Source organism: Providencia rustigianii DSM 4541, from assembly GCF_000156395.1.
GTDB classification, from domain to species: Bacteria; Pseudomonadota; Gammaproteobacteria; order Enterobacterales; family Enterobacteriaceae; genus Providencia; species Providencia rustigianii.
The window spans coordinates 966,856-979,937 of sequence record NZ_GG703819.1 but is presented as its reverse complement, the minus strand read 5'-3'; the positions used below and the strand labels follow the sequence as shown (position 1 = coordinate 979,937).

Below are 13,082 nucleotides of genomic sequence, written 5' to 3'. Positions count from 1 at the left end.
GCCCATTTGCTTCATTACGAATGGTGATGAATATGGCGGCGGTTTTGTTTAGATTAACACCAGAAGAAATTTGGGCTGGAGTGACTCGGTATGCAGCTCAAGCTTTGGGTCGTGAGCAGAGCCATGGGCAATTGCGGGCAGGCTTCCAGGCTGATTTTGTGGTATGGAATGCCAAAGATCCGGTTGAAATGATTTATGAGCAGGGTAGTAATCCACTGAATATGAGAGTCTATCAGGGCAAAATAACCCATCAAAACTAATTAATAAATTTCCGATTGCTGTCTATGGTGAGTTTCGTCACTATAGACGGTAACTATTTTAATATTTTTTCCAATTTTGTGGCTCCTTCAATGATGTTATTACTTAACGGGAAATAAACGTGGCAGCCGAAAATAAAACGAAGCTGAAAACTCCGATTCCATTGTATTTACAGGTAAAGCAGTCAATTATTGAAAAAATACAGTCGGGTGAATGGCAAGCAAATGATCGTGTGCCATCTGAATCTGAATTAGTGGCGCAATTTAATTGCAGCCGTATGACAGCGAATCGAGCTTTACGCGAACTTACGGCGGAAGGATTGCTGGTGCGTCTTCAAGGTGTGGGTACTTTTGTCGCCGAGTCAAAAGGGCAATCGGCGTTATTTGAAATTCACAGTATTGAAAATGAAATTCTTGCAAGAAATCATCAATATAGTTGTAAAATTATTAAGCTAGAGCAAGTTCCAGCCTCTTTGACATTAGCCAAAGAGCTAGATTTACCACCAGAAGCTCCTGTATTTCATTCGATTATCGTCCATTTAGAAAACGATATTCCAGTACAAATTGAAGATCGCTATGTGAATGCACTCGCAGCTCCCGACTATCTACAGCAAGATTTTCTCTCTATTACGCCCCATGATTATTTATCTCGAGTTGCCCCATTGACACAGGGTGAACATATTGTTGAGGCCGTTGATGCTGACGACCGCAGTGCCCGATTATTGCAAGTACATGCTGGGGCATCTTGTTTGCAAATTACCCGTCGAACATGGTCACAAAGTTACATTGTGACCAGTACAAAATTATTGTTTCCCGGTCATCGATATAAACTGAAAGGTAGTTTCTCCTCATAGGCTCAAGTCTCTTAGCGGTCATTTTTTATGACCGCTATCCTACCGTTTTTCCCCTGAATCAATGTAACCAGTCTGTAAACTAAATGTGATCCGGTAGGCATAATTAGAATAAAAAAACAACAATAAAATCAATGGTTAATTTTTTATCTATTTGTTTTTTATGGAAAATAAAATCTATCAAGTGATATAAATTGAACTGTAATTGTTAAAAAATAAATTGATTGTACATGTATATACAACTATATCTATAGATAGACGTTATCGGTAAAACACGCATCTTAGTGAGGTATATACGTGACAAATCTAAATAATAAATATCGTAATATTGAGATCAGAGCTCCTCGCGGAAACGCATTGACAGCTAAAAGTTGGTTAACAGAAGCGCCATTGCGCATGTTGATGAATAATCTCGATCCTGACGTAGCCGAAAATCCCCATGAATTGGTCGTCTATGGTGGAATTGGTCGCGCAGCGCGTAATTGGCAATGCTATGACCAAATCATCGAATCTCTAAAAAAACTCGACAGCGATGAAACCCTGTTAGTGCAATCTGGAAAACCTGTCGGTGTATTTAAAACCCATGAAAACGCCCCTCGCGTATTAATCGCTAACTCCAACTTAGTTCCACATTGGGCTAATTGGGATCATTTCAATGAACTCGATGCCAAAGGCTTGGCCATGTACGGGCAAATGACGGCAGGTAGCTGGATTTACATCGGCAGCCAAGGCATTGTCCAAGGAACTTACGAAACATTTGTAGAAGCAGGGCGTCAGCATTTTAACGGCGACTTAACTGGACGCTGGGTGATTACTGCGGGCTTAGGCGGAATGGGCGGTGCTCAGCCTCTTGCAGCAACATTAGCTGGCGCATGTTCTTTAAACATTGAATGTCAACAAAGCCGCATCGATTTCCGTTTAAGAACCCAGTATGTGGATGAACAAGCCACGGATCTGGATGATGCGTTAGCGCGCATTAAAAAATATACAGCGGAAGGCAAAGCGGTCTCTATCGCCTTGTGTGCGAATGCGGCTGAAGTATTGCCAGAATTAGTTCGACGTGGTGTTAAGCCTGACATGGTGACGGATCAAACTAGCGCTCATGACCCATTAAATGGCTATCTGCCTATCGGAATGAGCTGGGATGAATATCGTGAGCATAGCGTTAATGACCCTCAAGGCACTACGTTAGCCGCGAAAAAATCCATGGCTGAACATGTCAAAGCTATGCTGGCATTTAAAGCTCAGGGGATCCCGACGTTTGATTACGGCAATAATATCCGCCAAATGGCATTAGAAATGGGTGTGGAAAACGCGTTTGATTTTCCTGGATTTGTTCCTGCCTATATTCGTCCACTGTTTTGTCGTGGAGTCGGTCCATTCCGCTGGGTTGCACTGTCTGGCGACCCTGAAGATATCTATAAAACTGACGCGAAAGTCAAAGAATTATTACCTGATGATAAACATCTTCATCACTGGTTGGATATGGCACGTGAGCGCATCAGCTTTCAAGGATTACCCGCTCGTATCTGCTGGGTAGGATTGGGGGACCGTGCCAAATTAGGCTTAGCCTTTAATGAAATGGTACGAAGTGGTGAAGTTTCTGCCCCGATTGTTATTGGTCGTGACCATCTTGATTCCGGATCAGTAGCGAGTCCAAATCGCGAAACTGAAGCCATGAAAGATGGCTCTGATGCGGTTTCGGATTGGCCATTATTGAATGCTCTGCTGAATACGGCCAGCGGTGCAACATGGGTGTCATTGCACCATGGCGGTGGCGTTGGAATGGGCTTCTCTCAACATTCTGGTGTTGTCATTGTCTGTGATGGAACCGATGCAGCTGCTGAGCGCATTGCGCGTGTACTTCATAACGACCCCGCGACTGGCGTAATGCGCCATGCGGATGCAGGTTATGAAATAGCCATCGAGTGCGCTAAAGAAAAAAACTTAAATTTACCAATGATAAAAACACGTTAAGGAGTGACATTGATGACTAAATTAACTATCCATCCGGGAAAAATGACACTCGATGAGATCCGCACTGTCTACCAAAAACCCGTAACAGTCTCATTAGATAAACAAGCCCATAGTGTGATTGCAAAAAGTGTCGCGACAGTAAATCAAATTATAGCCGAAGATAAAACAGCTTATGGCATTAATACTGGGTTTGGACTTCTCGCCAACACGCGAATTGCTAGCCAAGATTTACAATCTCTACAGCGTTCAATTGTGATGTCTCATGCGGCGGGTATCGGTGAACCTTTGGACGATGACTTAGTTCGCCTGATCATGGTGCTCAAAATTAACAGCCTAGCGCGTGGTTTCTCAGGTATTCGACTTGAAGTTATCAATGCGTTAGTCGATTTAGTGAATGCGCAAGTTTACCCATTTATTCCAGCAAAAGGTTCTGTCGGGGCATCGGGAGATTTAGCTCCACTCGCTCATATGAGCTTAATTTTACTGGGAGAAGGGGAAGCTCGTTTTGAAGGGAAATGGCTTCCTGCGAAAGAAGCGCTTAAGAAAGCAGGTCTAAAACCACTAACTCTGGAAGCTAAAGAAGGCTTGGCTTTACTTAATGGTACGCAAGTATCTACGGCTTTCGCTCTGAAAGGATTATTTGCTGCAGAAAACTTACTGCTGTCAGGAATTATTTGTGGGGCATTGAGCGTGGAAGCAACACTCGGTTCCCGTAAACCGTTCGATGCTCGTGTGCAAGAAGTGCGTGGACAGAAAGGGCAAATCGACGTGGCGGCTCTGTTCCGTGAAGTGCTCTCATCAACCAGTGAGTTGGCTCAATCCCATGAAAATTGTAAGAAAGTTCAAGATCCTTACTCGCTACGCTGCCAGCCTCAAGTGATGGGAGCCTGCTTGACTCAAATTCGTTATGCTGCGGAAGTGATCCTCATTGAATCGAATGCTGTTTCGGATAATCCACTGGTCTTCACGGATAACGGAGACATTATTTCTGGTGGTAACTTCCATGCGGAACCAGTGGCGATGGCGGCAGATAATATTGCGCTAGCTTTAGCTGAAATTGGTGCACTTTCTGAGCGTCGTATTGCCATGTTGATGGACACGCATATGTCCCAGTTACCGCCGTTCTTGGTCAATAATGGCGGTGTGAACTCTGGATTTATGATTGCTCAAGTAACGGCTGCGGCATTAGCCAGTGAAAACAAAGCGCTAGCACATCCATCTAGCGTGGATAGTTTGCCTACGTCTGCAAACCAAGAAGACCACGTTTCTATGGCACCTGCCGCAGGGCGTCGTTTATGGGAAATGGCAAAAAACGTCACGGGAATTTTAGCCATTGAATGGTTATCTGCTTGTCAGGGTATTGATTTTCGAGAAGGATTGAAATCGAGTGAAAAACTGGAAAAAGCCCGTAAAACGCTACGTGACAAGGTAGCTTACTATGATAAAGACCGCTACTTTGCCCCGGATATTAATGCGGCTATCGACCTGATCGACCAACATAAACTTTCAATGCTGTTTGCTGTCAACGCTGTTTTCCCAAAATAAGTGTTATAAAAGTAGCCGGCAATGTACCGGCTGCTATCTCTCTTCGAAACGACTGATAAAAAATACGAAGGAAAAAACATGCAAAGCACATCACAACTTACGCGTGGTCTTTCTGCGCGTCACATCCGATTTATGGCTTTAGGTTCTGCAATTGGTACAGGTTTATTTTATGGATCAGCAAAAGCAATCGAAACCGCAGGGCCTGCGGTTCTGCTTGCTTATATCATTGGTGGCGCAGCTGTTTTTATGGTGATGCGTGCGTTGGGTGAAATGGCAGTTCGTAGCCCATTAGCCGGTTCATTCTCACAATATGCGAGTCATTATCTTGGGGCGCGAGCGGGATTCTTTACCGGTTGGACGTATGTCTTTGAAATGCTCATTGTCTGTTTAGCGGATGTCACAGCATTTGGGGTATACATGAAACTCTGGTTCCCTGATGTCGCTCAATGGATTTGGGTCCTGAGTATTATTTGTTTTATAGGCGCGATTAACTTATGCCATGTTAAAACCTTCGGCGAGATGGAGTTTTGGTTATCTATCGTCAAAGTGGCGGCAATTGTTGCAATGATTGTAGGCGGTGCGGCAATTATGATGTTTGGCTTTGGTCAATCGGCTGACCATGCTGTCGGTGTTTCTAACCTCTTTGATCATAATGGCTTTATGCCAAATGGGGTAGCCGGTGTCATTGCCTCTTTTGCCGTTGTCATGTTCGCCTTTGGGGGGATAGAGGTGATAGGGATCACCGCGAGTGAAGCTAAAAATCCGGAAGTGACTATTCCCCGAGCTATCAATGCGGTTCCCGTCAGAATCTTACTTTTTTATGTATTAACGTTATTTGTGCTGATGTGTATCTATCCGTGGAATCAAATTGGCCAAAATGGTAGCCCATTTGTTCAAATTTTTGATAGCTTAGGCATATCAGCTGCGGCCAATATCTTGAATGTGGTGGTGATCACCGCAGCGATTTCGGCGATTAACAGTGATATTTTTGGTGCAGGCCGCATGATGTACGGTATGGCTCATGAAGGACAGGCACCTAAGTCATTCACTAAATTAACCAAAAATGGCGTACCGTGGATGACGGTGTTAGTCATGGTATTGGTTCTCTTTATTGGTGTCGTTTTAAATTACTTAATTCCAGAAGATGTTTTCTTGGTGATTGCATCTATTGCAACGTTTGCCACGATCTGGGTCTGGTTAATGATTTTATTGTCGCAATTTGCAATGCGCCGTCAAATGACGCCAGAGCAAGTGAAACAATTGAAATTCCCAGTACCAATGTGGCCTGTCGCACCAATCCTCGCCATTGCATTTATGTTGTTTATTTTCGGCGTTCTTGGTTACTTTGAAAGTACACGCATTGCGTTGTATGTGGGGCTGGGCTGGTTAATTTTATTGACAATTGCTTATGCAGTTTGGGTAAAAAAACCTGAAAAACAGGCCCAAGATGCGGAAGAGTTGGCTTAATAGATTTTAAATGAATTTGTATTAACGGCCCTTAGTGAGAGCTAAGGGCTTGTTTGTTTTCATCAACACATCACTAAAGATCTGCCTTCCTGTGCATTTTATTGCATTAATCTGCTGATTTGTCTCTCACTTCGTGGCAAACTTTAGCGATTCCATTTTCCCTTTTAATCGACAGGTAGGAGAAACCCTTCTTGGAAAAGATCTTCGTTGATGAAGCCGTCGCAGAACTTCATACCATTCAAGACATTTTACGTTGGACAATGAGCCGCTTTAACGCTGCAAACATTTATTATGGTCACGGTACCGACAACCCATGGGATGAAGCTTTACAGTTAATATTGCCAAGCCTGTATTTGCCACTCGACTTACCGGATGAGCTACTAACTTCACGCCTGACAACAACGGAGCGTCACCGCATCATTGAACGTGTTTTACGTCGTATCAATGACCGTATTCCAGTTGCCTACCTGACAAACAGCTCTTGGTTCTGTGGACATGAATTTTATGTGGACGAACGCGTCCTAATCCCACGTTCACCGATTGGTGAGCTGATTAATAACCATTTTGTCGGTTTATTATCAGACGAGCCACAAACCATTCTCGACTTGTGTACGGGAAGTGGCTGTATCGCTATTGCTTGCGCTCATGAATTCCCTGAAGCTGAAGTGGATGCAGTCGATATTTCAGCGGATGTACTGGCTGTTGCCGAGCAAAATATTGCCAACCACGGTTTAGAGCACCGTGTGATCCCAATTCGTTCTGATTTATTCAGAGATATGCCGGAAGTCAAATATGACCTGATCGTGACCAATCCACCTTATGTGGATGCGGAAGATATGGACGATCTGCCAGAAGAGTTCCGTGTTGAGCCAGAACTGGCGTTAGCTGCTGGAAGCGATGGCTTAAAATTAGTGCGCCGTATTCTGGCAAACGCACCACGTTTCCTCACTGAAGAAGGGATTTTAGTGTGCGAAGTGGGTAACAGCATGGTTCACTTAATTGAACAATATCCGGATATTCCGTTTATTTGGTTAGATTTCGAATTTGGTGGTGATGGTGTATTTATGCTGACTCGCGAACAGTTAGTCGAGCACCATGCGCATTTTGCTTTATATATTGATTAATCAAGGGTTGCGTTACTCAGCATAATCAAATACAACATAATAATTACTTATCACATCATATTTGTTTACAAGCATACTAACAGTAGACAATAGGGAACGGGGATGGCTGGAAATTCAATTGGACAACTGTTCCGTGTAACCACCTTTGGGGAGTCACACGGAATTGCACTAGGCTGTATTGTTGATGGCGTTCCTCCTGGATTAGCGCTGACAGAAGCTGATTTGCAAATCGACTTAGATCGCCGTCGTCCGGGTACCTCGCGCTATACCACCGCGCGTCGTGAACCTGATCAAGTTAAAATTCTCTCTGGCGTATTTAATGGCGTGACGACAGGAACCAGCATTGGTTTATTGATTGAAAATACAGACCAACGCTCTCAAGATTATGGCGCAATCAAAGATGTATTCCGCCCCGGTCATGCTGATTATACGTATGAGCAAAAATATGGCATGCGAGATTACCGTGGTGGTGGGCGTTCTTCTGCGCGCGAAACAGCAATGCGTGTCGCGGCGGGAGCTATTGCGAAAAAATATCTGCAAGAGAAATTTGGCATTCAAATTCGGGCTTGTTTAACGCAAATGGGCCATGTTGAGTGTGAAATCAAAGATTGGTCGATTGTTGAAGAGAACCCATTCTTTTGCCCAGACCCAAGTAAGCTGGATGCCCTTGATGAGCTGTTACGTGGCTTGAAAAAAGAAGGGGATTCCATCGGTGCAAAAGTGACTGTGATCGCCGAAAATGTTCCTGCTGGCTTAGGCGAACCCGTTTTTGACCGCCTTGATGCCGATATTGCTCACGCGCTGATGAGCATTAATGCAGTAAAAGGTGTGGAAATTGGTGACGGTTTTGGTGTTGTTAGCTTAAAAGGCAGTGAAAACCGTGATGAAATCAACCGTCATGGTTTTACGTCTAACCATGCAGGTGGAATTTTGGGGGGCATCAGTAGCAGCCAACCGATTGTTGCCCATATTGCGATGAAACCAACATCAAGCATTACTGTTTCGGGCAAAACCCTTAACCGTGATGGTGAAGAAGTTGAGATGATCACCAAAGGTCGCCATGACCCTTGTGTTGGTATTCGTGCTGTTCCTATCGCTGAAGCGATGATGGCCATTGTTTTAATGGACCATTTTTTACGCCATCGTGGTCAGTGTGCGGATGTGATTCCGACCATGGCACCGTTCGAATAAGTTGCACGATAGGTTTTTCAGTGGATATCTGCGGATATCCACTGTGCGTTATAAAGGTTGGGATGAGACCTTATTGAATCATGCATCCGGGCTGTGATATTCATGATTACGCGAGTGATTAATGGATAGATAACAAATCTGCATCGTAATATTTCAATTATCTGGAATATAAAATGGATTGGCTAACCGCCGTTGCTCCTGAAGTTTATGCACTTCTTTTCTTCGTCGCTTTGCTGGCTGGTTTTATTGACTCGATCGCTGGTGGTGGCGGTTTACTCACTATTCCTGCATTACTTTCAGTCGGTATTACTCCGGTAGAAACGTTGGCAACCAATAAGTTACAAGCGGTAGGTGGTTCTTTTTCTGCCTCACTCTATTTTATTCGACGTAAAGCGATCAACCTGCGAGAACAAATATTCCCTTTTGTGATGACCATGATTGGTGCAATGCTAGGGGCTATTTTAATTCAATCCATTGATACGGCGTTTTTGAAGCAGTTGTTACCTGTCATGGTGATCTGTGTGGGTGTTTATTTTTTACTCACCCCATCTATTGGTGTAAAGGATCGACCTCAGCGTGTCAGTATGCCAATTTTTGGTGTCGCCGCAGGGATGACCATGGGTTTTTATGATGGTGCTTTCGGTCCAGGAACGGGATCATTTTTAGCATTAGCCTATGTATTACTACTTGGGTATAACTTAGCCAAAGCAACGGCGCATGCTAAATTATTAAATTTTGCCTCCAATTTTGGGTCGTTGATCTTTTTTATTATCGGAGGTCATGTTCTTTGGTCACTAGGTTTTGTTATGCTAGCGGGTCAAATGCTAGGTGCAAGATTAGGTGCGCGTTTAGTCTTAACCAAAGGGCAAAAACTTATCAGGCCAATGATAGTGGTTATTTCACTACTTATGAGCATCAAGCTGTTAAATGACAGCCATGGTGATGTCATTAAAGCTTGGTTTCTCTCATTATTTTAAAATAATTTAAGTATTCAATGAGTCAACATCATTATCAGCAACTAATTGATATTTTTGAAGAGTGTTTTGGTGAAGAGTACAACACCAAGTTAGTCAAAGGGGACGATGAGCCAATTTATTTACCCGCCGATGAAACCACTCCATACAACCAAATTGTGTTTGCTCACGGTTTTTTTACCAGTGCGCTACATGAAATTTCCCACTGGTGCATTGCGGGAGAAGCACGACGCCAGCAAGTAGATTACGGTTATTGGTATTGCCCTGATGGTCGCGATGCAAAAACACAATGTGAGTTTGAAGTGGTCGAAATTAAGCCCCAAGCTTTCGATTGGTTTTTTTGTGTGGCGGCGGGGATCCCATTTAATGTCAGTTGTGACAATCTTGATGGAAATTTTGAACCTGACCGTATTGCGTTTAAACGTAAAGTTCATGGGCAAGTAATGGAATATCTTGAAAAAGGTATCCCAGAAAGACCGCTACGCTTTATTAATGCGTTACAATCGTTTTACAATACGCCTCCACTTTGTGCGGAGCTTTTTCCTTATCCGGAAGATATTTTCGCTTAATTGAATCACTCACTACAGTAAGGAATAAGCATGCTTGCGGATTTTGAAACACGCATACTGACTAAAATTGATGATATGGTTGAACATGCCAGCGATGATGAACTATTTGCTGGTGGTTATCTGCGTGGTCACTTAACCCTTGCAGTGGCAGAGCTTGAAGACGAAAACGAAAGTAGCGTAGACGCACTGTATCAACGTGTAGAGCAAAGTATCCAAAATGCGATTAAAGCGGGAGAATTAACACCACCAGACCAAATTTTAGTGCTTGGGATGTGGAAAACCCTGCTGGATACGGTACGTTAAATTCCCGTGTACACTATCCGATTAGCCAATCAAACGGATGCCCAATGTCTTCCCGCAGTTGAAGAGTCTGCGGGGCAAACCTTTGCCGGACATCCTAAATTTGATTGGATTGCCCACAGTGATGTGCAGCCCGTCGACAACCATATTGAGTGTATTGCACAAGGTATGGAATGGCTGGCAGTCGATCAGCATGATAAACCGGTGGGGTTTATTATGGCGCAGAGATTGGCTGATAGTTTACATATTGTGGAACTGTCGGTGTGCCAATCAGCACAAGGGCAGGGGCTAGGTAAGAAACTCATTAATCAAATTATTAGTTTCGCAAAAATACAGCAGATTAGCCAAGTAACGTTGACTACATTTCGTGAAGTCGCTTGGAATGCACCGTATTACCAACGCCTCGGGTTTACGATTATAGAACCCGCTCAACTCACTGAGCCATTACAGGAAATCCTTCAACATGAAATTGATGCAGGTTTCCAAGCCATTGACCGTTGTGCGATGCAGTTAATGATTCAGTAATGAATGGCGCAATACTAATTAAACTCTCAATCAAAATTAAGGCTGTCCGATGACAGCCTTAATTATTTTTACGCATCTTTAGCCGTTATCGGGCGTCCAGCCAGTAATTTTCGCACCCAAAAACGATTAGGATGTAGCGCAGCTAATACCTCGTCATCTGCGGGTAACGGTTCACTAAAGATTTGGGAGGCTAAAATTTCAGCACACAGTGGAGCGGTAGATAGCCCTCGGGCACCTAGAGCACCAAAAATGAACAGATCTGGATAAACAGGGGCGTCAGGGATAGTTTGCTGCTGCCCCTGTTTATTAGGTAGGTTTTCATAAACCGTCATCAATGCATCAAAATCAGGGACATTACCTAGTAGGGGAAGATGGTCACGGATCACGCAGCGAATACCTTGGCGAGATTGCTTGTCTGAAATATCAACCTGCTGAACCCAATCCACCTCCGGTAAGCTATTGCGTAATTTTTGCAAATTCTCTTGCTGTTCTTCTTCTTGATAATCCATGTCAAGATAGTCCCGTTGATAACTCGCGCCTAAGCAATGGTGACCATTAGTTGTATCTTCTGGTGTTAGATAGCCTTCAAAACACAAGACATTTTTTAGCCGCTGCAAGGTTGGGTTAGTCGGTATGTGGCTAACTTGTCCCCGCACAGGCGTGATGGGGAGCCGTTTTGTCTGTTCAAACTGATTTAGCTGATGGCCATTTGCCAGTACAACGGTTTGATGAAACGCTTTCTGCTCGCCATTTAGAGTTAATTCCCAGCCTTGTTCGGTATGGGTCAACTCGGTCAATTGATGGTCAAAACAGAATGTAACCCCTTGTTGACGGAGGTACTGAGCAAAGCTTTCACAGAGTTGAGCAGGGCATAGCCATCCTCCCATAGCGTAATGGATCCCGCCATAGTTCACATCCACGCCACTTAATTCACTAAGCTGCCGCCTGTCCTTGCCTACTGCGAATTCTTCTGGCCATTCTGTTTGCAGCATATTATTAATTTTTTTTGTCGCTTTCGCGTTATATGCGATTTGACTGACGCCGCACCATTCCCCATTAAATTTTAACCCTTTCGCTGAGAGCTGATGATAAAAACGAGTCGCGAAAGGAAATCCGCTAACAAAAAAACGTTCTAATGGTGAATCGGTTCCCGTTAACAATGGATAGACCGCACCTTGGCGATTTCCGGAAGCGTTCTGGGCAACGTGCTGATCTTGACAATATAGAGTGACGTTGGCGCCACGTGTAATCAGTGAATTAGCAAGTGCTAGGCTGGCTAATCCACCCCCGACAATGGCAATATCATCGGTTCGACTTGCGGGTTGTCGGGCAAACCATGGTGCAGTAATACTCGACAAATTATTCTCTAATATTCCCGTTAACATTTCTCGCTTTTGACCAAATCCTTTGATTTTTTTGATCGTAAAGCCAGCTTGTTGCAATCCTCGTTTCACAAAACCTGCAACAGTAAAGGTGGCAAAAGTTCCCCCAGAACGGGCTAATTTTGCCATTGTAGTGAACAAGTGTTCGCTCCACATTTGAGGGTTTTTCGAAGGTGCGAAACCATCTAAAAACCAAGCATCTATCTTATTGTTTAAATTATCATTAAGTACGGATATTTGCGTATTAACATCACCAATCCATAAATCTAAGACAATACTGCCATTTTCTAAAATAATACGATGATTACCGGGCAGTGCGGGCGGCCATTGTTGGCATAATTGTTGTGAAAGGTCGGCAAGCTCTGGCCAACAGCGATGAGCAGCGATTAAGTCTTGCTGAGATAACGGATATTTCTCGAAGCTGATGAAGTGTAGACGCTGAAGAGTTCCGTGAGGATTTTCGGCTTTAAACTGATTGAATAACTGCCATAATGCTAGGAAATTCAATCCTGTACCAAATCCTGTCTCTGCAATCACACAAGTTTCATATTGGTGTGTTAAAAATCGCTGTGGGAATTGATTTCCTTGTAAAAACACATGGCGACTCTCTTCTAACCCGTTTTGGTTAGAAAAGTAGATATCCTCAAATTGTTCTGAAATCGGTGTTCCTTCTTCATTCCAACTGAGGTGGGCGGTTTGTACAGCTATCTTTTTCACGTTAAAACCTGTAATTGCAAATTCATATTCAAATTCTAACGCTGATATTGGTGTAAGGCTACCGTCACATAAAAGCCTTATTTGTGCTATATGAAAAAAAATACAAATATTTACCCTGATCGGACTTGTTCAGCGTACAAGTGTAAGCTAAAGTGACAACCAGTACAGTAATCCCGTCATCATAAAATTATAGACATGAGGTA

Annotated in this window: 12 protein-coding genes; 11 read left to right on the top strand and 1 reads right to left on the bottom strand. The window is 43.6% G+C overall.

The annotated features are described in order from the left end of the window. The 11 genes from PROVRUST_RS14340 to PROVRUST_RS14290 all read left to right on the top strand — a co-directional run. The coding region (locus PROVRUST_RS14340) for an amidohydrolase family protein (RefSeq protein ID WP_006815588.1) at window positions 1-260 on the top strand (260 nt) is incomplete at its 5' end. Window positions 261-379: 119 nt separating this feature from the next. Further along, the gene (gene hutC, locus PROVRUST_RS14335) at window positions 380-1,111 is read left to right on the top strand and encodes a histidine utilization repressor (protein ID WP_006815587.1); all 732 of its coding nucleotides are present in this window, start codon (window positions 380-382) and stop codon (window positions 1,109-1,111) included. 294 nt (window positions 1,112-1,405) lie between these two features. Further along, window positions 1,406-3,085: a urocanate hydratase gene (gene hutU / locus PROVRUST_RS14330; RefSeq protein WP_006815586.1), complete on the top strand. Its 1,680-nt coding sequence runs from the start codon at window positions 1,406-1,408 to the stop codon at window positions 3,083-3,085. A gap of 12 nt (window positions 3,086-3,097) precedes the next feature. Next, window positions 3,098-4,630 carry a histidine ammonia-lyase gene (hutH, locus tag PROVRUST_RS14325; protein ID WP_006815585.1) on the top strand — a complete coding sequence of 511 codons (1,533 nt, stop codon included), beginning with the start codon at window positions 3,098-3,100 and terminating at the stop codon, window positions 4,628-4,630. Window positions 4,631-4,708: 78 nt separating this feature from the next. Then, a complete protein-coding gene (locus tag PROVRUST_RS14320; RefSeq protein ID WP_039855375.1) occupies window positions 4,709-6,097 on the top strand; it encodes an amino acid permease in 1,389 nt (462 codons plus the stop codon). Window positions 6,098-6,288: 191 nt separating this feature from the next. Continuing rightward, a complete protein-coding gene (gene prmB / locus PROVRUST_RS14315; protein ID WP_006815583.1) occupies window positions 6,289-7,221 on the top strand; it encodes a 50S ribosomal protein L3 N(5)-glutamine methyltransferase in 933 nt (310 codons plus the stop codon). A gap of 102 nt (window positions 7,222-7,323) precedes the next feature. After that, on the top strand, window positions 7,324-8,412 hold the full coding sequence (aroC, locus tag PROVRUST_RS14310) for a chorismate synthase (protein ID WP_006815582.1): 1,089 nt from the start codon (window positions 7,324-7,326) through the stop codon (window positions 8,410-8,412). Between the two features lie 173 nt (window positions 8,413-8,585). Continuing rightward, window positions 8,586-9,389 carry a TSUP family transporter gene (locus tag PROVRUST_RS14305; protein ID WP_006815581.1) on the top strand — a complete coding sequence of 268 codons (804 nt, stop codon included), beginning with the start codon at window positions 8,586-8,588 and terminating at the stop codon, window positions 9,387-9,389. A 17-nt stretch (window positions 9,390-9,406) separates the two neighbouring features. Beyond that, window positions 9,407-9,955 carry an elongation factor P hydroxylase gene (locus PROVRUST_RS14300; protein ID WP_006815580.1) on the top strand — a complete coding sequence of 183 codons (549 nt, stop codon included), beginning with the start codon at window positions 9,407-9,409 and terminating at the stop codon, window positions 9,953-9,955. Between the two features lie 30 nt (window positions 9,956-9,985). Next, window positions 9,986-10,258 carry a YfcL family protein gene (locus tag PROVRUST_RS14295; protein WP_006815579.1) on the top strand — a complete coding sequence of 91 codons (273 nt, stop codon included), beginning with the start codon at window positions 9,986-9,988 and terminating at the stop codon, window positions 10,256-10,258. 6 nt (window positions 10,259-10,264) lie between these two features. Next, window positions 10,265-10,780 (top strand): GNAT family N-acetyltransferase, encoded by a 516-nt coding sequence (locus PROVRUST_RS14290; protein WP_006815578.1) that lies wholly within the window; start codon window positions 10,265-10,267, stop codon window positions 10,778-10,780. Window positions 10,781-10,848: 68 nt separating this feature from the next. Here the strand turns inward: PROVRUST_RS14290 and mnmC are convergent, their stop codons facing one another. After that, window positions 10,849-12,879, bottom strand: coding sequence for a bifunctional tRNA (5-methylaminomethyl-2-thiouridine)(34)-methyltransferase MnmC2/FAD-dependent 5-carboxymethylaminomethyl-2-thiouridine(34) oxidoreductase MnmC1 (mnmC, locus tag PROVRUST_RS14285; RefSeq protein ID WP_006815577.1), 2,031 nt, complete (start codon window positions 12,877-12,879; stop codon window positions 10,849-10,851). Window positions 12,880-13,082: the final 203 nt, after the last annotated feature.